Here is a 24,057-nt window from a genome sequence, read left to right on the forward strand (position 1 = left end):
GCTATGTCACATCAATATAAAACAATGGATGGCTGTACAGCTGTTACCCATATTGCTTACCGTACTAATGAAGTAGCGGCAATTTATCCGATCACGCCTTCTTCGCCAATGGCCGAATTAGCGGATCAATTTGCAGCAGAAAAGAAATTAAATCTTTGGGGTGATATTCCTAATATTATTGAGATGCAATCTGAAGGTGGTGCTGCTGGTGCAACCCACGGTTCATTACAAACAGGCGCGCTAACAACAACCTTTACTGCATCACAAGGCTTGTTGTTAATGATTCCAAATATGTACAAGATTGCGGGTGAATTAACTTCGACTGTATTTCATATTGCTGCACGTTCATTAGCGACGGGAGCATTATCTATTTTTGGTGATCACCAAGATGTTATGGCTTGTAATCAGACGGGTTTTGCAATGCTTGCTTCAAGCTCTGTACAGCAAGCTCACGATAATGCGTTGATTGCTCAAGTTGCGACTTTGGAGTCTCGAGTTCCTTTTATGCACTTCTTTGATGGTTTTAGAACCTCTCATGAAGTTAATAAAATTGAGGTGATCTCCGACGATGTCATTCGCGAAATGATCAATGATGAATTTGTTATTGCCCACCGTAAACGCGCTTTAGCACCAGAACGGGCATTTATTCGAGGTACGGCACAAAACCCTGATATTTATTTTCAAGGGCGAGAAGCAGTGAATCCATTCTACAAAGCTGTGCCACAGATTGTAGAAAATGCCATGAATAAATTTGCTGACTTAACAGGGCGCCAATATAAGCCTTTTAGTTATTATGGTGATCCTGAAGCAACTTCAGTGATGATTATCATGGGGTCTGGTGCTCAGACAACACGCTTAGTTGTTGATGATTTAAATGCCAAAGGGGCAAAATTGGGTCTGATTGAAGTACATCTATACCGTCCATTTGCGGCCGATTACTTTATGAAAACCCTGCCTGTAACGTGTCAGCATCTTGTTGTTATGGATCGCTGCAAGACACCAGGCGCAGTTGCCGAGCCTCTTTACACTGATGTAATGAGTGTATTAGCTGAACAGTGCTCAATGGGTAACCTAGCAGCTATGCCTAAATTAACTGGGGGGCGCTATGGTTTATCTTCAAAGCAATTCACGCCAGCTATGGTGAGAGCTGCATTTGATAATGCTATTAGTGAAAACATTATTCGTCAGTTTACGGTTGGTATTAATGATGATGTCAGTTTCACTAGCTTGACCATCGACAACAATTATACGTTAGAGCCTGTTAATTCAGTTCGAGCCATTATTTATGGTTGGGGTTCAGATGGAACAGTTGGCGCAAGTAAAAGTACCATCAAAATTATTGGTGGTATTGATGGTAAGTTTGTACAAGGTTATTACGATTACGATTCTAAGAAGGCAGGCTCTCGCACCGTCTCTCACCTTCGTTTTGGTGAACACCTTATTGAAGCACCGTGGATGATTGAACGTGCGTCATTTGTTGGCATTAATCAATTTAATTTCTTAACGAAATTTGATTGTCTTGAACACGCCGAGGTTGGTGCAACTGTATTGTTGAACTCCCCATATAATGCAGATGATGTTTGGTCTCAGCTACCTTACGCCGTTCAACAACAAATCATTACTAAAAAATTATCGCTTTATGTACTCGATGCGATGAAAGTCGCTGCTGAAACCAACATGGGACGTCGTATTAATACGATCATGCAAACTGGTTTCTTTATGCTGGCTAATGTTTTTCCTCAACAAGAAGCTATTGCTCAAATCAAGCATTCCATTGAAGTTACTTATGCTCGTAAAGGGCAACGTGTTATCGAAATGAACTGGAATGCGGTTGATCATGCGGTTTCAGCGACTCAAAAAGTGATGGTACCAACCACCGTTACATCACTAATTGGAATAAAAGAAACCATTACCGACCAGCACCCCGTGTTTCTTCAAAAAGTAACCAAAGAAGTCATGGCGATGCGTGGTGATCTGATCCCTGTATCAGAAATTCCTGCTGATGGTACATTCCCATCAGGGACGACACAATTTGATAAGCACCGCCAAGCGGTTAGTGTACCAAGTTGGGATCCCGAATTATGTATTCAGTGCGGTAACTGTTCGTTTATATGCCCACATGCAACAATTAGAGCCAAACTATATCGCAAAGATGCTCTTGATACGGCACCTGAGAACTTTAAGCATGCAGATGTTGCAGCACGAGGTTTTCCTGATATGGCTTATTCTATTCAAGTGTATGCCGAAGATTGTATGGGTTGTACACTTTGTGTTGATGCCTGTCCTGCTCACTGCGCAACAGACTCAAACCGTAAAGCTTTACAAATGGCGCCTGCTGTTGATGAATGGGAAAAACAAGCGGTAAACGTTGAGTTCTTTGACGATCTACCATTGTTACCAATCAATCAAGTTGATTATTCAACAGTAAAAGGTGTGCAGTTTTTACCACCTCATTTCCAGTTTCCGGCGTCTTGTGCCGGATGTGGCGAGACTGCGGTTGTGAAAACTATCAGTCAATTGTTTGGTGAACGCTTAATGATTGCAAATGCCACAGGCTGTTCTTCAATCTATGGCGGTAACATGCCAAGTACACCATGGACACAAGGTGCGAATGGTTGCGGTCCTGCATGGTCAAACTCACTATTTGAAGATAATGCAGAGTTTGGATTGGGTTACCGTATTTCAGTCGATCATCAAGAAAAGGCAGCACGACGTTTACTCAATGAGCTTCAGCATCACATTGGTGCAGAGCTGGTTCAGGCTGCATTGAATGCTGACCAAAGTTCGGAAGTTGGTTGTCGCGAGCAGCGGGATCGTGTTACAGAAATTCGTCAACACATTCATGGGCACCCAAAAGCAGCCGAACTTGATTCAGTTATAGATGCGATGGTTAAACGTTCAATTTGGTTAATGGGTGGTGATGGCTGGGCCTATGACATTGGTTATGGTGGCTTGGATCATGCACTTGGTACCTCACGCAATATTAATATTTTGGTGATGGATACAGAAGTGTACTCAAATACCGGTGGGCAAGCGTCAAAAGCAACGCCGTTAGCTGCAACTGCAAAATTTGCTGCTGGTGGTAAACCAACATTCCGTAAAGAATTAGGTTTACAAGCGATTTCATACGGTAATGTTTATGTAGCTCAAATTTGCTTAAATGCTAATCCACAACAAGCACTGCAAGCGCTACGTGAAGCCGAAGCTTATAATGGACCATCATTAATTCTGTCTTACAGCCCATGTATCGCACATGGCTTTGATATGACTCAAGCTCGTCAGCAAGCGAAAAAAGCGGTTCAGTCTGGGCATTGGCCTTTGTATCGTTATAATCCGACATTGAAAGAGCGAGGTGTTAATCCATTCATGCTTGATTCACTTCGTCCATCGATAACCAAAGCGGATTTTATGGATGCAGAAAATCGCTTCAGTAATTTATTTAAAACTAATCCAGAAAATGCTGACGCTATGTTTGCTCAAGCACAACAAGTAGCATTAAGCAAATGGGCCGTATTTGAAGAAATGGCAGAGACGAATCCTAGTTGGTTTATGCCGGAACTCAGTGCATTAAAATAAGATTTTTAGTCACTGCTTGTTAGAAAGTTAAAGGGAAGGCTAAGTGTTTACACGCTTAGCCTTTTTTAGTCGATTAATGTTCAGTTACTTAAAATCACGTTTAGAAAAGCGATAGTTTTAATGCTACTGGTAATGCTATTCCAATGAGAAGAACGTTTTTCATTCCATTTATCCTTTTTGATGTACCCATATTCTATTTTTATACTCACAGGATCTTTTTAATATAGCGTCTTATTTATTGGGGGTTAATAACCCGTATTAATAAAGGGCAAAGAGATCTATGAGTTATGAATATTTATTGGGTAAGTTGGGCTTCCTTAAATGAGATAACCTTGCTCCATGTATGGATATTATGCGGAGTGGTTGATTTATGAACAGCTGGAAAAAACGATAACGGTTATCGATAAAATAGATGGCGGAAATGGAGTAAATGCTAATTATTTTGTTTTTAAACGCTTTGTGGTTGTTTTAGGCGTTGCTTGGCTTAGTGTAGAGAGAAGTCGTCGATTGATGGTGATTTAAATGAAATGGCATTCATTAATATGAATGCCATTTTTCTATTATCACATCAAGTATGAATGAATCTTCATTTCCTGCAAACAGGGCTTTTTAAAGCCAATAAAGCAGGTTGTTAGATGTTAAATTTCAGGTTTACTGTATTCCATTCGTAAACTTTGCGCATTTTACTTTGCGCATCGGCGTCAATGGACTCTAGGTATCCTTTTTTATCTTCATCTAGTTTATGGTGTTCAACATACGAACCACCTGTTGGTGTATCAATAAAGTCGAACTTACCTGAGCGGAATATAACGAGTGGGTTGACTAACTCCCACTCACCAGCAGTTAGATAGTGGTTATCCAATACTGTGAATTTGGTGAAGTGGTTTGCACGTTCCCCTTCTATTTTGCAATCATTCTGTCCATCAGTATCGAAATTGATGGCCATGCTCGGTGTTAATGAGCTGCTATCGCTATAAGTTGATTCACAACCATCATAACGACTGATCAATACTGCTACTGCTTTTCTTTCCTTTATATCATCGCTGCCAACAGGTTTAACTTTAAGAATGGTATAGTAACCATTGCCGTAAGTTGTTATGTCTGTTTGTAATGGCACATAATGACTTGTATAGCCCTTAAAGTAGAACGAACTTCGTAATAGTTTGTTGTAACGAGTGCTATTTAGACCACTTTCAATAACTTGTGATTGGTTAGAGCTAGAAAATGTAACTGTGTAGTCTTTATCTGAGTCATTCGGCAGTGGTGGGTGAATTTTAATTACACCATAATCTGCTTGCTCGGAGCCACTTTTTGCTGCCTGGTATTTTTCGCTTTCACTCTCTGTGACTGCAAAATTGACAGAAAATGGATAATCTTGAATATCAGAAATAGTGCCTAAGCGAGTATTGAAGTTATAGTTAAATCGAGGGTTAGGTGAGGCCGCTTGCATAAAAGTTCTCGCGCCGTACTGCTTAGAAATAACTTTAATCGACTTTTTTTGTTCTAACGGAGTGTAGTAGACATTAAGATTTTCAACTTTAATACCTGGGTGCACTTCTTTTAGTACAGTAAGGTAGCTTCGTCCGTTCACTTGTTGGTAGTTTCTTGATGTACCTTTATAGGAAATGTACACTTTACCGGCAGATTTTAACTCGATATAACCATTTGCGTTGTTAGTTACTTCAGCGATAGCTGCATTATCGACAGTGAAGTTAAGCTTCCACAGGTTACGTGAAATTTTAGGCTGGTAGAACTTATCTCCACCAAGCGCGATCTCAGATGGATACTCAACGACTAAATCCGCTTTAGCTTGATGAACTGTTGCGGTAAAAGTGGCTTTGGATTCGGCAAAGCTTTCGTTACCACTGTCAATAACTTCAATTGTAGTATTACCAGCATTCTTAACTGTCATCAGGCCTGATGTACCGTCAATACTGACAACGTCAGCTGGACTGCCGCTTTTTATACTGTAGCTAATTGTCCCTTTTTTACCCTCGACTTTAGGCGCATCGATAGTTTTTGTATCAATTTGGTACGTTGCTGATACAGAGCTAGTTGCGAGTGTTAAGCGGTTATCTGCTGGCGTGATATTAATCTCGACAGTTTTCTTCTCAGACTCCAGATATTGGTCATCTTGAGGCCAGTACAGTTCAAGGGTCGCAGAACCTGCTCGGTTAATGCTAATTGTTTTAGCCGCTTGGTTTAACGAAATCGCGTTTTCAGAATTCGCTTTTTCGCTAACAATTGGTGCTGTCGAAACCGGATTACTATCTTGTGAGTAATCATAGAGGTCAGAGAAATTAAGAGTACTTGTTGAATACTTCTGATTAACAGGGCTAACGGTAAAGCTATTACGCTTTGCACGCTTAACATTGACAGTTAATGTTGTTGTTGCAGCACTGTATAGCTCTGATGTGTCAGTGACTTCAACCGTTGTTATTCCAGACTTTAACGTAGTGAGCTTACTACCATTTGCCGTTAGAATATTTGTATCTGCGGCTTTAAGTTGCAATGTTCCTTTTTGCCCTGGAATTGAAACTATATGTTCAGAATTGGAATATGTGTAGTTGGCTGTCTGTGGGGTTAAGACTGGGTGCGTTGCTTTAACAACATTAAAAGTGACCACAGTTGATGCATTGACATAATTCGAACTTTTATCAGTTACTTTTACTTTAACTTCACCTAAGCCTGTCGTTAGGAAAGAGCCATTAGTTTTACTGAAGTTACTGATGTTATTACCAGATACAAGCTCATAGCTTAAAGTCCCTTCTTGGTGTTTTAACTGTAAGTTCAACGGTTGAGTAGTAGTCGAAAATGGGATTTCTCTTGTAACACTCGCGCTAAAGGCTGCTGGGCGCTCACCTTTTTCGACCGTTACAAGAAAGCTATCGTAAATTGCGGGTTGATTTGAATATATAGATCTGAAGCTAATGTTGACATTAGTGCTACCGACTTTTAAAGGTTGGATATCACCTGTTTTTTCATCAATATTGATGAGATCAGGATCATCTGCATGGAATGTGTAAGTCGCTTCGCTACTTAAAATCTGATGGTATGGTTGTGTACCATATTTCATTGTTATCGGACTGAAATTATTGACAATCGCTTTTTTAATATCGATTTTAAATGGGATTTTGTAGGCAGCATAATTGCGGTTACCAGCATCGACTATATATCCGTTTACAGTACCTGAATGCTTAGGTGTAATCGCAAATGTATAACCGCCTACATATTGAAGGTCAACGAGTGCGATAGATGCAGAATCTAGCTCAATGCTTAAATCACCACGAGGGTTATTAACAGTAAAGCTTCTGGATGCATCTTTTTGATCAAGTATGACTTCTTTTGAAAGTGGATTTGGCGCCTTTGCCTTTTTAACTTTGACAGTAAAGGTTGAGCTAGAAGTTTGGTAGTCATCACTTGTGTCAGTCACTTTATAAGTGAGTTCACCCGCGTTAAGTATGGTGAACTTATTATTGAAAGGGTCAAGGTCAGCAACATTGTTATAACCCGAGCTAAGCAGCTCATAGTCCAGTGTGCCAATTTGATTTTCGATAGTAAGGCTAACGTCATTATCTTGACCATATGTGAGCTCAATATTTTCAACATTTAGTTGCATTCTTGGCTGTTTGGACGGCTTAGGTGCTGGTGTGGTGGGGCTTGTCGTTGGTTTTGTCGGTGCAGGGGTAATAGATTGCGATGATGAGTCACCACCACCTCCGCCGCCACACCCAGAAAGTGAAAGGCTCGTTGAGATGAATATAGCAAGTATTTTATATTTCATATAAGTCTTTTATGTTGTGGAATGGTTGTATTTTTGAGATTAGCCGTAACATTTGAACAGTGTTCTTTTGGAGGCGGTAATTTATTACAAAATGTAAATATTCTCAATAGTTATATGAATGATTATTGCCAATATAATTCAATTGATTAATAAATACTTTATTTATGAATGTTTATATATGGAGGGGTAATGGCTCTAATGCTGTCTCTCTTCATTATATGTCACTAATATTTAAAGCAATTCGCCCTTAGTCTGAAAGCTATCCACTAATGAATTGGATGTTTAGTATTCTGTCTGTGCTGGGGGGGTAAAACCTTATTGGTATTACAGAGATTATTGTTGTGATTATTGTTGCTACTGGTGTCTGGAAAATAGTCGATTGATGATGACCTAAATGAAATGGCATTCATTAATATGAATGCCATTTATTTTGTTATTACATTAAGCCTTTTATCTCGGATTTGTGTTTCCGGCTTATCACGAGATGTAACTTAAAGTTAAGTTTACTTCATGTTCTCAACTTGCTTTTGTAATTCATCAATTTGATTCAGTTTTTTCTGAAGACCGAGAGATTGAGCACTTATACTTGCAGGATTTAACAGCGTACCATTTTGCATTGGGTAACCTGGTAGTGTCGCGAAGAAATCAGCAATCACATCTTGAATTGGAACAAATAACCACATATTGTCAGCCATCCAACGCATGTACATGGAAGATTCATGCGGCGCTTTTTCAAATGGGTCTGCACGTAGGTGAATAATTTGCGGCCAGTTTGGTGTGAAACGAACGGCATCAACGATACTACCTTCCATAACGGCGAAGTTTAGTTTCCAGTCATTCCAACGAATCGCGTTTAGTTCACCATTGGCGGTAAAGTACATGAGTGAGTCACGCGGGCTTTCTTCTGCTTTACCTTCGAAATAAGGTTTGAAGTTATAACCATCAATGTGAACTTTCCAGTCTTTATTATTAGCGGTGTAGCCTTTGGCTAGTTGCTCTTTCACGTCATCAACACCAGCTGCAGCTAGGAGTGTTGGTAGCCAATCTTGGTGCGCCATCATTTCATTGATTTTAGACCCAGGCTTAATTACGCCAGGCCAGCGAACAAGCTGAGGAACACGCATGCCGCCTTCCCAGGTTGTGCCTTTTTCACCATAAAATGGTGTTGCACCACCATCAGGCCACGTCACGGTTTCAGCGCCATTATCGGTAGAGTAGATAACTATAGTGTTATCAGCGACGCCAAGTTCATCAAGCTTATCAAGTAGAATACCCACCTGATCATCGTGTTCAAGCATGCCGTCGGCGTAAATGCTTACCCCTGACTTACCTTGATACTTTTCTTGTAATCGAGTCCATACATGCATACGGGTGGTGTTGTGCCATATGAAGAATGGTTTGTCAGCTTTTACCGCTTTTTCCATGAATGCGAGTGACGTTTCCAGGAACTCTTCATCGGCATGCTCCATACGCTTACGGGTCATAGGGCCTGTATCTTCGATCTTGCCATCTGCGTACGATTTAATTACACCACGGGGACCGTAGTTTTTACGGAACTCAGGATCTTTCGGGTAGTAATATGTCTCAGGTTCTTCTTCTGCATTAAGGTGATAAAGGTTACCGAAGAACTCATCAAAACCATGATTAGTTGGTAGATGCTTATCTTGGTCACCAAGGTGGTTTTTACCAAACTGTGCTGTCATGTAACCTTGATCTTTAAGCAAGTCAGCAATAGTTGGTGCCCAGTCAGGAATACCATGAGTTGAACCCGGCATACCAATTGTTAGTAGACCTGTTCGGAATGGTTCTTGACCTGTAATAAACGCAGCTCGTCCAGCAGTACATGACTGCTGACCGTAATGGTCGGTAAACAATGCTCCTTCATTTGCAATGCGGTCAATATTCGGGGTTTGATATCCCATCATGCCTTGGTTATAGGCACTAATATTCCAGTAACCTACATCGTCACCAAAAATTGCAAGAATATTGGGCTGATCGGCAGCTACAGCAGTACCTGCTGTGGCTATTAGTCCCACGCTGATTGCTACTTTATTTAAATGATATGCCATATAAGAGTCCATCTAACTAGTGTCGTAAGAAAAGGTAGAGTAAATAGAACTGAAAACGTAAACCCATACTCGGTTTATGGGTACTTACTCTAAAGCGTCGCACTGTTAGTGTCGCTTTATAGTGTTTATAACTATTGGTTATGTGGTGAGTTTAACTTGATGATTTAAAAGCGAAAGCTATCAATGCAGTGATGGTAGGGATGGTTTGGAGTGTGATGGGGCTCAAACATGTTTTGGTATCTCCGTGGTTATCATAACTAATATAACCAAAGGTAATGGGCAAGTTGTTTAAAATGGCTTCAGATTGTTTTCGGGGCACAGCTTATGAACCACAACCAGCAACAGATATCGACACTTATCAATGAAGTAAACCGTTCCGTTATTGGCCAACAGCATGTTGTTCGTTCGTTAGTAATAGGGCTGCTGACCAATGGTCATGTGCTGCTTGAGGGGTTACCGGGTACAGCTAAAACTCGTTCGGTCAAATCACTGGCAAATACATTAAATGCCAGCTTTGGCCGAATTCAGTTTACTCCTGATCTTTTACCTTCTGATGTAACAGGCACTGAGGTTTATCAAGAGCAGCAGGGGACTCATCAACTGCGTTTTCAGCCTGGTCCCATTTTTAACAGTATTATTCTTGCCGATGAGGTAAACCGTGCCCCCGCAAAAGTTCAAGCTGCATTGCTTGAAGCGATGGCCGAAGGCACGGTTACGGTTGGTGATAAAACACATTGCTTACCTGAACTGTTCATGGTTCTCGCGACGCAAAATCCGATTGAACAGGAAGGTACCTACCCATTGCCTGAAGCGCAGATGGATCGCTTTATCATGAAGGTTACCGTTGATTTCCCTGAAGATGATGCAGAGCTGGATATTATCCGTTTAGTCCGTCAGGAAGAGCAATTGTTATCGCTATCGCTAGGTAGTGACAAGCAGGAGCATCAATCAAAGGTACTTGATCCTGCTTTTATTCTTGAGGCTCGGCGTGAGCTGGCAGAAATGGAAGTATCAGATGTAGTCGAGCGTTATATTGTCGGCTTGGTAATGGCGACCCGCAAGCCTGCCCGTTATGAGGCGTCGGCACTGTCTCGTTGGATTGCCATTGGTGCGAGCCCTCGTGCTTCTATTGCACTTGATAAATGTGCGCGGGCCTATGGTTGGATAAATGGGCGTGATTTCGTTCTGCCCGATGATGTACGAGCTGTTGCCTCATCGGTATTGGGTCATAGGCTTACTTTAAGTTATGACGCATTGGCTGATGGGATCAGTCACCAGCAGATAGTTACGGAGTTGCTTGATCATGTTGTGATTGGTTAGGGGGAAAAATGGTCAATCTATCTCGCTTTTCTTCATCTTTATCAGACAGCAATTCCGACCCCCGCATCCATTGCAGATATGATCGATTAATCAAGCTTCAGGCACAAGTTGAGGGTTTCAGTTTATTACCTCAACTGAAAGCGGGCAGTGTGCTATCGGGTCGCCATGGTTCGGTATTCCGAGGACGAGGCCTCAACTTTGAAGAGCTACGGCATTACCAGCTGGGAGATGATATCAGAAACCTCGATTGGAAAGTTACTATGCGTACGGGCAAGCCTCATGTTCGAAGCTATACCGAAGAAAAAGATCGCCATGTCATCATTTGTGTCGATCAACGTAGCAGTATGTTTTTTTCTTCAGTAGAAGTGATGAAATCCGTTGTTGCCGCTGAGATAGCAGCTTTAATTGGTTGGCGAGTCCTGAAAGATAGTGACCGAATTGGCATGGCGGTATGTGGTTGTGAGGGAATTAACTGGGTCAGATCTCGGCGGTCGCAAGCTGATTGGTTGCAGCGTCTGCAAGTTTTAACTCAAGCTAATCAGGCTTTGAATGTAGCAAGCCATGATCAAGTCGCAGTCAGCTTTGCCAACTTACTGGCAATGTTAGCCCGGTTGAAGTTAAAGAATACCACTCTGGTTATTCTCAGCGATTGGGCGGGTGCTACAGAGCAAGATATTAGCCACCTTAAGCACCTGCAGCGGCATAATGATGTGCTAGGTATCTTGATTGCGGATCCCCTTGAAAAGTCATTGCCGTGCCATAGTGCTAGCGATAGCCATTGGGTGGTAGGTGATGGTCAATTTCAACTCAATATCACCAATAGCCAGCAACTGGCACGGGTTAATCAAGGGTTGGAAACACAGTTGTTGCTGAAAAAAGAACAGCTACTAAAGCTGATGGCAATGAAGTCGTTGCCAGTAATTGAACTTGATACCAGTGGTCAACATATTGAGCTGTTTAAGCGTGCAATAGCAGGGGGGCGTTAATGCAACATACACCCCCGAGTACATATATTTTACGCGAATTGATTGATGTTGCAGTGCCAAATTCAGTCTCGTGGTGGCCACAAACGATTGGTTGGAAGATCTTGGCGGTCTTGATATTACTGGCTGTTGGATATTGCCTCGCCAAAAAGATCCAAAGTTGGTGGTATAACCGTTACCGTCGTGAAGCTGTGCTGGCATTACAAGCGTTGCAACCTGAGTCCCCGACGGTTAATCAGGATATTTTGATTATCGTCAAAGCTGTGGTCACCTACTTAGAACCAAGAAATGGTGCAATGTTTGGCGAGCGGTTATTAGATTATATGGACAGCCTTTCCCCTCATTCAGATTATCGTTTTGCCTGTGAATCGGGTCGCCATTGGCTGCACTCGGTGGTAACAAAAAAAGTGACATTCACCCCGGATCAAGCTGCGAACATCATTGGTCAGGTAACGCTGTGGATGGAAGAGCATGATGAGCGAATCCCCCACCATATTCAGGCTGGAGGGATAGATCATGTTTGATCGTTATTTGGTAGATGTGAGCAGTGTTGTTTTCATTCATCCATGGTGTTTTTTACTGTTACCGATTCCATTGATAATTTATCGGCTTATTCCTGCATATCGTACCAAGCAAGCAGCTATCAAAGTGCCTTTCTTTGACACCTTGGTCGATGCGCTTGGGGAAAAACCGACAGAGGGGGCTAGCCAATTGACACCACAGTGGTGGCAGCGTGTGATCTTACTAATTTCCTGGTTATTGGTTGTGGCAGCACTGGCCAAGCCAACAGTGCTGGGGGAACCGCAAGTACGTGAGCGGCTAGGAAGAGACGTAATGGTGGTTTTGGATTTGTCAGGCTCGATGGCTGAACCAGACTTCACTACGCCGAATGGTCAGAAGAACACTCGGTTGGCAGCGGCAAAGCAGGTACTGGCTGATTTTGCAGAAACGCGAAAGGGTGATCGGCTGGGATTGATTTTGTTTGGCGATGCAGCATTCATTCAAACACCGTTTACATCGGATCTTACTGCTTGGCTGGCATTACTGGAGCAAACAGATGTCGCGATGGCCGGCCAAAGTACCCATCTAGGTGATGCCATAGGGCTAGCAATCAAAGTATTTGACCAAAGTTATTACAGTGATGCGAACAATAGTGAACCGCGTGAAAAAGTGGTGATTGTACTAACAGATGGTAATGATACCGGAAGTTTTGTTGAGCCAATTGATGCTAGTAAGGTTGCTGCAGCCAAAGGGGTACGGATCCACACTATTGCGATGGGAGACCCAACCACGGTAGGTGAGCAGGCGTTGGATATGGATACCATTGAAAAAATTGCTTCAGTTACGGGGGGAAAGGCCTTTGAAGCACTCAACCATGAAGAGTTAGTGGTGGCCTATCAGACAATTGGTGAACTGGAGCCACAGTTATATGAAAGTACGACATATCGAGCCAAACACAGTGTGCACCATTATCTTATTATGATAGTGGTTGCCTTGTATCTGCTGGCATTCTGCATGGTTTGCCTACGTCGTTGGTTGCAGAATTCAATAGTATCTAAAAGGGAAGCGACATCGCTAAAACAAAGCGAACGGCAAGAAGGAGCCTGTGATGTTTGATTCCCTTTTATGGCAGCAGGCTTGGCAGCAATTTCATTTTATGCGTCCTTATTGGCTACTGGTACTGATCCCACTGTGTTTCGTTGTATATTTGCGATGGAAGCAAGAGGCTGATGAGCAATGGCAACAATTTCTGCCATCACACCTCCGTCAGGTGCTAACCATTGGCGAGACCGGCTGGAGAAAGCATCTGCCACTTAAACTTCTAACAGTGAGCATGGTGTTGGCGATATTGGTTTGTGCGGGGCCTAGTTGGCAGCGCGAAGCTTCTCCGTTTGGTGAAGATAAGTCTTCGCTGTTAGTTGTGCTAGATAACAGTGATTCTATGTTGCTGCAAGATATTGCACCGAGCCGCCTTGAGCGTGCTAAGCAAAAAAGCCGAGATTTGATGGCGCTAAGGCAAGGCGGGCGAACTGGTTTGGTGGTGTACAGCGGTTCAGCTCATATCGCGATGCCTTTAACCCAAGACAGTGATGTATTCACTCCATTTCTTGCTGCGATTGAGCCTGATATTATGCCAGTAGAAGGTAAGTCGGCTGAAACGGTACTACCGTTACTTACTCAACAGCTCGGAACAGAAACCGTAGGGACAGTATTATTGCTGACCGATGGTGTTAATCCGAACACCATTGAACAATTTGAAGCGTATTTTGCGGAGTCGCCACATCAACTGCTTATTCTTGCGGTGGGCAATACGACGGTTAAAACCGGCAGCCCGCTTGATTTGACTTCACTGCGTCAGCTGGCCAGTGCCACTGGTGGAAAAGTTCTTGAACTCACTGTAGATGATGGTGATATCACGACCCTAAATCGCCAAATAGAACGTTATATGCAGCTAAACAATGAATCAGCAATGCCTTGGAAAGATATGGGGTATTACCTGTTAATCCCTGTCGCTTTCATGTTGTTGCTATGGTTCCGTAAAGGATGGTTAGTTCAATGGTGTGTTTTGGCTGCCGTATCATTGTCGGTAAGTTATTCGCCTGATACAGAGGCTCAGCCTGTAATGTCAAAGGCTAAAACAGTGGTGCAGGAAGTTACAATTGGTGAGACATTGAATCAGTGGTGGATGAACCTATGGCTAACACCTGATCAGCAAGGGCAATTTTACTTTAACCACGGTGACTATCTACAAGCCGCGATTCATTATACCGATTCGTTTCGTAAAGGGGTTGCTTATTATTACGCCGCCGAATATCAGTTTGCCCGTAGTGCATTTATGCAAGATGGCAGTGAGATAGCCATGCTTAATACAGGTAATGCTTTGGCAAGGCAGCGCGAATATTTGGCTGCTAGAGATTTGTTTCGCCAACTGGCCGAGACGGCTGATTCTTCTTCTGTTCGCCAGCAAGCTAAGCATAATTGGGAAGCAATTCAGTCTATCGTGGATGAAATCAATCGGACCAGTGAAAGCCAGATGGGAACGACAGATGGACCTGAAGACTCTTTTGAGTTGGCAGATGATCAGCCAAGAACTTCTGATGGTGCTGAAGAAAAGGTAGATGCCAGCATGATGGTAAGGGAAACCCTGAATGCTAATGAAATTTTAGGCAGCCCAGAATTGGCGGATAAATGGCTCCGTCGTGTAGAGGCCGATCCAAAATATTTCCTGCGGGCTAAATTCCTTATTCAACTTCATAGTCCAGCTGGTTCCTTACTTAATGACGATAAGTTAGACGGAAAAGGTCATAAAAAAGAGGCCCTCTTATCGGGAAGCCATATCACGGGAGAACACAATGAATAGTTATACTGCTGTTCAGAATGTGGCTTCAAATTGGCGAATAGCCATTCGGGTTGTTGTTATTATACTTGCAGTGATGATGTCTGGATTGTTCAGCTTATCAGCCTTAGCTTCATCGAACAGTGCCGCGATGGATATTTTTCAGCTTGAAAAGAGAGGACAGGTCGAAGTAAAGGCTTGGTTGGATCGCTCGCAAACAAACAAAACAGAACCGTATGCTATTAATCAGCAAATTATTATGTATATCGAAGTGGCGACACCGCGCTGGTTTACTGGGGGAACCCAGATAAACAATATTGATTTGCCCAATGTGATTGTAAAGCAGCGAAACCAGCTTGCGACCAATTATACTGAACGCAAAAATGGACAAACTTGGTCCCGTCAACGTTGGGAGATTACCTTATACCCGCAGCAGTCGGGGGCTTATGTTATTCCTGCCACTGGCGTTGAGTTACAAGTATCGGTTCCAGGTGGTTTGAATGTACGAGGAAGATTATATACCCCGCCATTATCCTTTTCAGTCGCATTGCCATCAGGTCGTTTGAATTCAGATGGTGACTGGGCAGCGGCCAGCGAACTTAAAGCGGAGCAGATTTGGGATAGCTCCAACGAGGAACTTGCCGTAGGTGATGTGATTACTCGTACAGTTCAGGTTAAAGGCAAGAATACCTTATCGGTTCTTATTCCATTGCTGATCCCTGAAGACCCGTCTTCTGAGTATCAAGCCTATCCGCAGCCTCACCGTCTAAAAGATACTCAAGAGCGTGGTAATTATAGGTCTAGTCGCCAAGAGCAAGTGATGTATGTTCTACAGGCTGGTGGAGACGTGCATTTTCCGGCTTTAAATATCCAATGGTGGAACACTCAAACGCAACAAGTGGAAACTCTTCAAGTTGCAGGTAAAACCTTTACAGTTCGGCATACATTTCAATCATTGTTGAATACATACTGGCAGCAACTCATGTTTTGGGGCGGGATAGGTTTAGGAGTAGTGCTTTTAATTGGTGTACTGACCCGTTATTACCGAACTCACCCTTTACCTGCTTTGATAGATTATGGAATGGCGGTGAATCGTCGACAATGGACGAAGGCTAAGACTATGGCTTATAACAAGTTTCGCAATGAAACGGGGCTACTAGAATTAGGGGGAAGAAGCACCGCTGCTCAATGGCAGCAATTCAGCATTGAATTTCAGCTTGGTCAGCCATCAAGACGTTTGTTTTGGCAGGTTTGGCGGAGAATGCTATATACGGAGCTATTATTGAATCTGAAAAAGCAATGCTTAAGGCTGCTTCATCCCTTGCAGTTGCTTGTACCTGCGGCATTGCCACAATTAAAATCAGCGAAAGCTAGCAAAAAAAGACATTGAACAGAAAGCAATTGAGCAAGCCTCACAAGAGTGAACAAAACCGTTAGCTGAGGCGAGCGGTTTTTTTTAGACTGAAGGTAATGTTAATTATACCTGTGGCTTGATACGTTTATGTACGTGTTTAGGGCGGGTAGCAGCATATTGGGTGGCAATGAAAAATACTGAGCTGAACCTTATTCCAATTTTTGTCGCAATTTATGAAGAGCAAAGCCTTTCACGGGCTGCTGGTAGGCTGGATATTAGTCAACCCGCCGTGAGCAAGGCGCTAAAACGTCTTCGTGATATTTACGACGATCCATTATTTCATCGCAATACAGCAGGTGTAGAGCCGACGGCTTTTGCCAGTGATATATATCCGGCAATGGCTGCGGCATTAAAGAATTTTAGTTCTACATTATCAGCGTCGCGAGAGTTTGATCCAAAAAGCTCGACAAGGATTTTTTCAATCGCATGCGTGTCAGTAGCAAGTTATAGCTTGATCCCGAAGCTGATTAATAAGATCAGAAAAGAAGCGCCCTCTATTGCCCTTGAAATCCATCCATTGTTTACTGAAGATATGGACGCGGATTTACGTCTTCAGCGTTATGATTTGATCATTGACCTGCCTCCAAGGGGGCGGAGCCTGCTTAAGACAGAAGTTTTATATTCGGAAGCACTGAGCGTGGTTTGCAGCCAGCAACACCCACGGTTAAAAGATACGATATCAATTGAACAATTTTTAAAAGAAGATCATGTAGTAGTGGCACGTTGGCATGCGCGGCGGAGTTTGCTGAACGCTGAGGATATTCCAGAGTTAGATAATCGTAATATTATTGTTCGTGCGCCAGGCGCTGTTGAGATGCTACCGCTTATAGCTGGCTCAGATATGATTGGAATACTGCCAAATTCGACCATAGAGGAATTTACCAATATTTATAAGGTTAAGTCTTTACCTTTGCCGTTTAGTAGTTACCTTTATGACTTGTGTGCAATTTGGCATCCAAGCCGCTCTTCTGAAGCCAGCCATCGTTGGTTACGCCAATTGCTGCATCAAGCCGCAAAAGAGCGTTGAGCTATTTATGAGTGAATAAAGCCCGGTTATTACTGATATTTCCGGGCTCTTTCTTGCTATTGTGCCGTGATTTTCTATCTATCCTATTTGGTTGCTTTACTTACTTCTTCCAATACGTTGCCCGTCGCACCGCTTGGCTGGGTGATCCCTAGCTGATTTGATAGTGTTGGCGCAATGTCATAAGGAGTAATTTCACGTGATATTTTTTTTGCATCAATGTTATAGCCTGCAAAAATAACAGGTACATGTGTATCGTAACGCCATGGGGAGCCATGGGTTGAGGCAATAGTCAGACCATCCATATCATTGATATAGGTGCGAGGGTCGAATACTAGATAGATATCCCCTGAGCGTTGTGGGTGGTAGTTGTTTTTTACCATTCTCATCACCGCGGTATCGGGTAGACGATTTGCAGCAACATCGTCGCTAGTCACTGCGTAGGCAATACCTTGTATTTTTTCGACTTCGTCAGCGATAGCTTTTTGTACAGCAGCTAAGGAAACACCCTTCGCCTTAATTATTTTATGATTGAGATAGATATACGGTTGAGCGTAAAGACGGATTACATCCTCGTTTAAGCCAAAATCTTCTTGTAAACGTTGTCGTAGCTTATCATTGATAATTGTGTTTTTGTCGAAGTAGCTAGCGGTACTATAGCTGAGTGCATTAACCGTCGGAGCAGCTTCTGGCACACCATGATCAGCAGATAGAACGATAAGGGTATTTTCTAACCCTACCTGCTCATCTACACGGTTGAGCAATTTGGCCAAGGTGCGATCAAGGCGAATTAGGTTATCTTCAGTTTCTAGGCTTGAAGGTCCATACATGTGGATCACATAATCATTGGAAGAGAAGCTTATGGCCAAATAGTCAGTAAACTTATTGTTACCAAGATCTTCTTTCTCGAGCAGCTCGCTCGCAAAATCAGCAGAGATTTCGTCACCTGCAGGGCTGAGTGTCAGCATTGTGCTGAAGTATTGGTAGCTGGCAGGGCCATAAGGGTGGGGGAAGGTGCGTTTAAACCCTGCTAGGTCGACTTTGTGATCCTGAGGGCCTTCTTTGAGGGTATAGCTGTTTCTGTCTAAAGCTAGCTCCCACTTTTGTTTGCTGTAACGGGCTGGAATCTCTTTTTTATTCCACTGAGTTACCCAATTTGGATATTGTTGGTAGTAATAATTACTGGTAACAAACTCAGACTGTGCTTTGGAAAACCAAAATGCTTTGCCAGAGTGACCAGCGAGAGAAATTGCCCCGCGGTCTTTTACTGATACCGAGAAGATTTTTGATTCACCATTGCTGGCGACAGATAGCTCATCACTGAACGTTGTTGATAATATTGGTACAGGTGAACGACCGCCCAGTTTAGCGGCTTTTTGGGTTGGGTCTATTTCGGTTGACTGGTTAACTCCTGCATTAGCAGTGAGCATGGCATAGTTACCATCTTCAACGTTATAGACAAGACGCTCTTGTTGACGGTCATACCACACATTACCGACCATACCATGCACACTTGGAGGTGCCCCTGTTGCCAATGATACATGACCCACAATAGTTTCAGTATTGCCATGCTGGTAGTGGGCATTGGTGTAATAGACGCCTTGTTCCATTAGGTAGCGGAACCCGCCTTCACCGAAGTTGTGTTGGTAGCGTTCAAGTAGATCGCCACGTAAGCCATCAACTGTAATTTGCAGAACTAATTTTGGCGGTTCTTCAGCTGCTACTGCAGGGAGAGCAAGCAGACTAGCGAGTATGAATCCGGGTAAATAGGCGTATTTCATTACAGGTTTCCTCAGTGCTATTTCATGATGAGTGCAGATAAGTATTTCATGCAGTTTGTTATATGAGGTGTTATGACTATTTGTCGCGGACTAGACGTAATCCCATATCAGACATAATGATTGTCTGGCTGGCAAAATCCCTTCGGTAACTCTCTGACTCATTATCATCGTAGGAAAAGCTACCCCCTCGAACGGATTTGTGGGCTAGTCCAATGTCGGAATGTTGCTCATTGCGAGGGTTATCTGACGAGCCATATCTGTAATAACCAACATCGTAAGCGTCAATGACAAACTCCCCCACGTTGCCAGTCATATCATATAGACCAAGTTCATTAGGTTGTTTTTGACCAACTGGGTGAGCTTGGTTTTTTGAATTTCCTGCATACCAGCTGACATCATCAATGTTGTTAGAGCCGCTGTATGTGTAGCCTTCACTCTTGTTACCACCCTTGGCAGCAAACTCCCATTCAGCTTCTGTTGGTAGGCGGTAATTTGCACCAGATAACGCATTTAATTTTGTAATAAAGTAGTTAGCCTGCTGCCAGCTAAGATTATTGACGGGCACGTTAGGCGCTTTGAAGTAGCTAAGTGATGATCCCATCACTGATTCAAAAATCGCTTGGGTAACTTCAAATTTCGAGATGTAAAAGCTATCTACTGATACGTTGCGAGCAGGACCTTCAGGCTTTTTAGCCGAGGCTGAATTGGATCCCATTTCAAAGCTTCCACCTTCTACCAGGATCATATTGGCTTCAATCTGAAGCTCGATAGGATGTGCGGGGGAAAATACGTCGTTAGAGATCAGCCAAAGTGCGCTGCCAACCCCTATTGCCGTTAATAGCAAACCCGAGATCTGCATAGTTGAAGAACGTTTGTAAAAGATGGAAAACATGATGAAGCCTCCGCAAAGCTTGTAGGTTATCCGCAAAGAAGGGAGAGCCTATTGTAGAGAATATCTCCATATCTAAAGGTTATAAGGGGTATAACAAGCGCTTGGCTATTACCCGTTTTAAAATCGGTCTACTTATTAAGTTCGAAAGTAGGTGCAATATGTTGATTACTCAAGGTCCGCAGTTTAATGGCAAGGTATCCAAGCGATTACATGTGATGGCAAAACCGATTGGAGCAGCATGTAATATTGATTGCACTTACTGTTATTACCTGAGCAAGCAGGATCTGTTGGAGTATAAAAAGGGGTGCTCTCCACGAATGGATGAAGACACGCTGGAAACGTATATCCGTCAATATATTGAGGGACAAAATACCGCAGAAATTATCTTTTCTTGGCAAGGTGGCGAACCAACAATGCTAGGGCTCGACTATTTCAGAAAAATTGTTGAGCTTCAAAAAAAGTATAAGCCTGAAGGCATCATTATTTCCAATGATTTACAGACCAATGGCACGTTACTTAATGATGAGTGGTGTGTATTTCTAGCCGCCAATAATTTCCTTGTTGGATTGAGTATTGATGGCCCAGAAATGCTACACAATGCCTATCGTACTAACCGTGCTGGTCGTGGAACATTTAAACAGGTAATGATGGCTGTTGAATTACTGCATAAGCACCAGGTTAAATTTGCCACTTTAACCTGTGTTAATAACTTAACCAGCAAGAACCCACTAGATGTTTACCGTTTCTTGCGTGATGTGGTGAAGTCACCCCAGATGCAATTTATTCCGATAGTAGAACAAAAGACATTTCGAACGACTGCTCCACAGAAGTGGAAGTCTCAAGAGCAGCTGCGCCAAGGGGATAAAAAACTTAACCCTTGGCATAAGAATTCGGTTGTTGAACCTTGGTGTGTATCGGCTGATGCATGGGGTGATTTTCTGATCGCCGTGTTTGATGAGTGGATTAAACAAGATATTGGTAAAGTATTTGTGCAGTATTTTGAAGCCAGTGTCGAGACATGGATGGGGCGAAAAAACCCGCTTTGCACCTTAGGTGAAATATGTGGCAAAGGGTTGGCAATGGAGCCTAATGGCGATGTCTATACCTGTGATCATTATGTCTACCCTGATTACCAAGTCGGTAATATCCATCACAAGAACATCGATGAAATGGCGTATTCCGAATCACAGAAAACATTCGGTTTTGCAAAGTCACGAACATTAACTAGCCAATGTCAGCAGTGTGAGTACCAGTTTGCCTGTTATGGCGAATGTCCTAAAAATCGCTTTATTCGCACCAAAGAAGGCGAACCAGGATTAAATTATTTATGCGCAGGTTGGAAGAAATTTTTCAGCCACGCAGATAAGTCGTTGGCTTATGTGTTGCGTGCATCGGGCTACCCTGTTGCTCATGGTAAATATAGCGATGAGGTGATACGACAACAAGGTCAACGCTTCCCACAATTTCCAACTTGTTTTTAAGTGAGGGTAAAAATAATGAAATTGACACTAGCAACATTAATTATGCTTGCGTCTTTTACTCTGCCTGTCGTTGGAAATGCTAGCACCACATTGAGTTCGGAACCGCTAGTTCAGCCAAGTATTGACCAACCAGCAACCAGTGAGCGCAGTGCAGCACCTAGCCAACAAAACAGTCAGGTCGAACAGTGGGTATATATCGCACAAGATCATCGACAGGATGATGCTGCACGGGCTGACGCACTCAGAAATCTTGCGCGTTTCCCCAGCCAGAACAGTTTAGTTGCCGTTGTTCGTGCTTTGCAAGACGAGAATATGCTGATTCGTGAGGCAGCGATAGTCGGAGCGGAACCTTATCAGTTTGCTCACCGCTGGCGAATGATTGCGCCATTGCTGAATGATAGTGAATGGCAGGTACGCATGGCTGCCACAACAAATCTCATCCGGGATTTTTCCAATATGTCTAGCGATCAGCAGCAGGTGATGACCCCACCGGTCGCTGAACTAAAAGCGTATTTGTTATCTCGTCAGGATCCATCATCGCAACTACTGTTAGCTGATGTCTACCGTTGGCACCAAGAATGGGATAAGGCTCAGGTGCTATATGAGCAGCGATTAAAAGTAGAGCAAGGTAACTCACAAATCAGATTGAGTATGGCAGATAACTTACGTGCTCAGGGGTTGAATAAACAAGCTTTGGCTGTGTTGAACAATGGATTAGAACACCAGCCACAAGAGGCTAACTTGTATTATTCCCAGGCATTGACTCTGGTGAGATTGGAGCAAAGAAATGACGCGGCAGCAGCAATGCGCAAAGCGGCTGAATTAGCAAAGACGAACAGCTATTTTTGGTATTTGAATGGCGTGCTTCAAGAGAACGTTGATTTAGCCGAATCGACAAAATCATTTGAGCAAGCTTATTTGATATCAGGTGCACCTGAACAGCTCTATGCGGTATGTGATATCTACGTTCGTTACGCTAATGAAAAAGCAGGGGACTGTATTGATGAGTTAGCCAAGATTGCACCTTCAGATGTTATTGAAGAACTCGAATCTAAGCGCAATTGAATATCTTACATAATCTAAATTCATTCACCCTAAGACATATTATTGAGGATAAATGCGTTATCTTACTTCGACACTGATTGCTTCTGCTTTATCGTTGCCTGTACAAGCAAGTGGTATTTTTTTACAAGAGGCGACCACGGCAAATGCTGGTACTGCAGGGGCTGGGGATGGTGTTTACACTGGTTCAGCTGCAGCAATGTGGACAAACCCTGCGACTATGAGTGGTATGGGAGAGAGCAAAACAACGATAAACCTACTAGGGTTTGATCTCGCAATGAAATACCACGATGACACGGGTAATGGCGACGGAAAAGCAAGCTCTGTTCTTCCTTCATTTGGGATCTTCCACGCTTACCAGGTTACAGATGATCTCCATGTGGGCCTGTCATTGGGTGCTGTTGGTGGTTCTAGCCTTTCTTATGGTACTGAATGGGCCGGTGCTGCAGCGCTTGATGAAATAACGTTGACGGCTATGCAATTTAACCCAGCAGTTAGCTATCGGGTGAATGAGCAATGGGCTGTGGGGGCTGGCTTACAGCTAAGTTGGGGGGCATTAGAACAATCAACCAAGTTGCTAACCGCAGAACAAGATTCTGACTGGGCTTTCGGGGTGAATGTTGGTGCAACCTATAAGCATGATGATCGCTTGAGTATTGGGGCGAGCTATAGGAGTAAACTTGAGCATGAATTTGACACAAGTGTAACGGGACCAACCAGCTGTGGGCTAATTAATAGCTTGCAGACAGATATTATTGTTCCGGCTATTTTTGATGTTAGCGCCCGTTATGCTGCAACGCCTCAGCTCGACTTGTTAACGAGTGTTCAGTGGCACCGCTGGAGCGAGTGGGATACGACAGTACTTGATTTTGGATTGGGGGATGGAGTCGCGATTGATCGTGATTGGGATGATGTCTGGAAAATTGCGGTTGGCGCTGATTACCAGCTAAACAGTCAATGGCGATTGAAAACAGGCATTTCCTATGAGTCGTCGCCGCAGGATGATTCGACTAAGCAATGGGTAGATGTCCCTGTTGGAGAGCAATACCGCTATTCGGTAGGTGCAGCCACGCATTGGAAAGACATTACAGTCGACATGTTTTATGAATATGCAGACTTGGGTAGCGTAGAAATTGAGCGTGATAGACTTAACCTATCTGGCACTTTTGATGGACGTATTCACTTTGTAGGTATGAGTTTCACTTATTAGCAAATATTACTAGTATCAGTTTTAAACGTTTTAAAAAATTTGCTGCTTTTACTAGCATTACTCAGGCTCTACATCCAATGTAGAGCCTTTTTTGTTAAAGCCCGGCGAACAGGGCTTTAACAAT

General features: G+C 43.2%; 15 protein-coding genes and 2 pseudogenes. 13 read left to right on the forward strand and 4 right to left on the reverse strand.

The window, feature by feature from the left end; all coding sequences use genetic code 11:
• Window positions 1–3: 3 nt before the first annotated feature.
• Both nifJ and C9J47_RS04910 read left to right on the forward strand, forming a co-directional pair.
• Window positions 4–3,576: a pyruvate:ferredoxin (flavodoxin) oxidoreductase gene (nifJ, locus tag C9J47_RS04905; RefSeq protein WP_107252488.1), complete on the forward strand. Its 3,573-nt coding sequence runs from the start codon at window positions 4–6 to the stop codon at window positions 3,574–3,576.
• Window positions 3,577–3,915: 339 nt separating this feature from the next.
• A complete protein-coding gene (locus tag C9J47_RS04910) occupies window positions 3,916–4,098 on the forward strand; it encodes a hypothetical protein (protein ID WP_107252489.1) in 183 nt (60 codons plus the stop codon).
• 109 nt (window positions 4,099–4,207) lie between these two features.
• Here the strand turns inward: C9J47_RS04910 and C9J47_RS04915 are convergent, their stop codons facing one another.
• Together C9J47_RS04915 and C9J47_RS04920 are read right to left on the reverse strand one after the other, a co-directional pair.
• Window positions 4,208–7,360, reverse strand: a complete 3,153-nt coding sequence (locus C9J47_RS04915; RefSeq protein WP_107252490.1) for a hypothetical protein — start codon at window positions 7,358–7,360, stop codon at window positions 4,208–4,210.
• A gap of 503 nt (window positions 7,361–7,863) precedes the next feature.
• Window positions 7,864–9,429, reverse strand: coding sequence for an arylsulfatase (locus C9J47_RS04920; RefSeq protein ID WP_107252491.1), 1,566 nt, complete (start codon window positions 9,427–9,429; stop codon window positions 7,864–7,866).
• Window positions 9,430–9,753: 324 nt separating this feature from the next.
• Between C9J47_RS04920 and C9J47_RS27570 the strand changes: the two are divergent.
• The 8 genes and pseudogenes from C9J47_RS27570 to C9J47_RS04955 all read left to right on the forward strand — a co-directional run.
• Window positions 9,754–10,332 (forward strand): annotated as a pseudogene (locus C9J47_RS27570) (AAA family ATPase); the annotation flags it as partial.
• Window positions 10,333–10,398: 66 nt separating this feature from the next.
• Window positions 10,399–10,749: pseudogene (locus C9J47_RS27575) on the forward strand (AAA family ATPase); the annotation flags it as partial.
• Between the two features lie 8 nt (window positions 10,750–10,757).
• Complete coding sequence (locus tag C9J47_RS04930) at window positions 10,758–11,735, forward strand: DUF58 domain-containing protein (protein ID WP_107252493.1); 978 nt, start codon at window positions 10,758–10,760, stop codon at window positions 11,733–11,735.
• Window positions 11,735–12,256, forward strand: a complete 522-nt coding sequence (locus C9J47_RS04935; protein WP_107252494.1) for a DUF4381 domain-containing protein — start codon at window positions 11,735–11,737, stop codon at window positions 12,254–12,256. Before C9J47_RS04930 ends, C9J47_RS04935 begins: the two co-directional genes overlap by 1 nt.
• Window positions 12,249–13,349 (forward strand): vWA domain-containing protein, encoded by a 1,101-nt coding sequence (locus tag C9J47_RS04940; protein ID WP_107252495.1) that lies wholly within the window; start codon window positions 12,249–12,251, stop codon window positions 13,347–13,349. The genes C9J47_RS04935 and C9J47_RS04940 overlap by 8 nt, the downstream gene beginning before the upstream one ends.
• Window positions 13,342–15,093: a vWA domain-containing protein gene (locus C9J47_RS04945; RefSeq protein ID WP_107252496.1), complete on the forward strand. Its 1,752-nt coding sequence runs from the start codon at window positions 13,342–13,344 to the stop codon at window positions 15,091–15,093. The genes C9J47_RS04940 and C9J47_RS04945 overlap by 8 nt, the downstream gene beginning before the upstream one ends.
• Entirely contained in the window at window positions 15,086–16,459 is a 1,374-nt protein-coding gene (locus C9J47_RS04950; RefSeq protein ID WP_107252497.1) for a BatD family protein, read from the forward strand. The genes C9J47_RS04945 and C9J47_RS04950 overlap by 8 nt, the downstream gene beginning before the upstream one ends.
• A 151-nt stretch (window positions 16,460–16,610) precedes the next feature.
• Complete coding sequence (locus tag C9J47_RS04955; protein ID WP_107252498.1) at window positions 16,611–17,510, forward strand: LysR family transcriptional regulator; 900 nt, start codon at window positions 16,611–16,613, stop codon at window positions 17,508–17,510.
• Window positions 17,511–17,593: 83 nt separating this feature from the next.
• On the opposite strand, the gene C9J47_RS04960 is transcribed toward C9J47_RS04955, so the two are convergent.
• Window positions 17,594–19,288 carry an alkaline phosphatase family protein gene (locus tag C9J47_RS04960; protein WP_107252499.1) on the reverse strand — a complete coding sequence of 565 codons (1,695 nt, stop codon included), beginning with the start codon at window positions 19,286–19,288 and terminating at the stop codon, window positions 17,594–17,596.
• A gap of 76 nt (window positions 19,289–19,364) precedes the next feature.
• Window positions 19,365–20,180: a formylglycine-generating enzyme family protein gene (locus C9J47_RS04965; RefSeq protein ID WP_107252500.1), complete on the reverse strand. Its 816-nt coding sequence runs from the start codon at window positions 20,178–20,180 to the stop codon at window positions 19,365–19,367.
• 158 nt (window positions 20,181–20,338) lie between these two features.
• Between C9J47_RS04965 and C9J47_RS04970 the strand changes: the two genes are divergently transcribed.
• Genes C9J47_RS04970 through C9J47_RS04980 form a run of 3 tightly spaced genes read left to right on the forward strand, consistent with a single transcriptional unit; the run spans window position 20,339 to window position 23,933 of the window.
• Window positions 20,339–21,661, forward strand: a complete 1,323-nt coding sequence (locus C9J47_RS04970; protein WP_107252501.1) for an anaerobic sulfatase maturase — start codon at window positions 20,339–20,341, stop codon at window positions 21,659–21,661.
• 15 nt (window positions 21,662–21,676) lie between these two features.
• On the forward strand, window positions 21,677–22,726 hold the full coding sequence (locus tag C9J47_RS04975; protein WP_107252502.1) for a HEAT repeat domain-containing protein: 1,050 nt from the start codon (window positions 21,677–21,679) through the stop codon (window positions 22,724–22,726).
• Window positions 22,727–22,778: 52 nt separating this feature from the next.
• Window positions 22,779–23,933, forward strand: a complete 1,155-nt coding sequence (locus tag C9J47_RS04980; protein WP_107252503.1) for an OmpP1/FadL family transporter — start codon at window positions 22,779–22,781, stop codon at window positions 23,931–23,933.
• Window positions 23,934–24,057 lie beyond the last annotated feature (124 nt).

The sequence above is a fragment of the Photobacterium indicum genome, from assembly GCF_003026215.1.
Taxonomy (GTDB): Bacteria; Pseudomonadota; Gammaproteobacteria; order Enterobacterales; family Vibrionaceae; genus Photobacterium; species Photobacterium indicum.

Coding starts and splice junctions, on each gene's coding strand:
- nifJ (WP_107252488.1), top strand. CDS start 4: ATGTCACATCAATATAAAACAATGGATGGCTGTACAGCTGTTACCCAT.
- C9J47_RS04940 (WP_107252495.1), top strand. CDS start 12,249: ATGTTTGATCGTTATTTGGTAGATGTGAGCAGTGTTGTTTTCATTCAT.
- C9J47_RS04910 (WP_107252489.1), top strand. CDS start 3,916: ATGTATGGATATTATGCGGAGTGGTTGATTTATGAACAGCTGGAAAAA.
- C9J47_RS04970 (WP_107252501.1), top strand. CDS start 20,339: ATGTTGATTACTCAAGGTCCGCAGTTTAATGGCAAGGTATCCAAGCGA.
- C9J47_RS04955 (WP_107252498.1), top strand. CDS start 16,611: ATGAAAAATACTGAGCTGAACCTTATTCCAATTTTTGTCGCAATTTAT.
- C9J47_RS04945 (WP_107252496.1), top strand. CDS start 13,342: ATGTTTGATTCCCTTTTATGGCAGCAGGCTTGGCAGCAATTTCATTTT.
- C9J47_RS04935 (WP_107252494.1), top strand. CDS start 11,735: ATGCAACATACACCCCCGAGTACATATATTTTACGCGAATTGATTGAT.
- C9J47_RS04965 (WP_107252500.1), bottom strand. CDS start 20,180: ATGTTTTCCATCTTTTACAAACGTTCTTCAACTATGCAGATCTCGGGT.
- C9J47_RS04960 (WP_107252499.1), bottom strand. CDS start 19,288: ATGAAATACGCCTATTTACCCGGATTCATACTCGCTAGTCTGCTTGCT.
- C9J47_RS04980 (WP_107252503.1), top strand. CDS start 22,779: ATGCGTTATCTTACTTCGACACTGATTGCTTCTGCTTTATCGTTGCCT.
- C9J47_RS04950 (WP_107252497.1), top strand. CDS start 15,086: ATGAATAGTTATACTGCTGTTCAGAATGTGGCTTCAAATTGGCGAATA.
- C9J47_RS04975 (WP_107252502.1), top strand. CDS start 21,677: ATGAAATTGACACTAGCAACATTAATTATGCTTGCGTCTTTTACTCTG.
- C9J47_RS04930 (WP_107252493.1), top strand. CDS start 10,758: ATGGTCAATCTATCTCGCTTTTCTTCATCTTTATCAGACAGCAATTCC.
- C9J47_RS04920 (WP_107252491.1), bottom strand. CDS start 9,429: ATGGCATATCATTTAAATAAAGTAGCAATCAGCGTGGGACTAATAGCC.
- C9J47_RS04915 (WP_107252490.1), bottom strand. CDS start 7,360: ATGAAATATAAAATACTTGCTATATTCATCTCAACGAGCCTTTCACTT.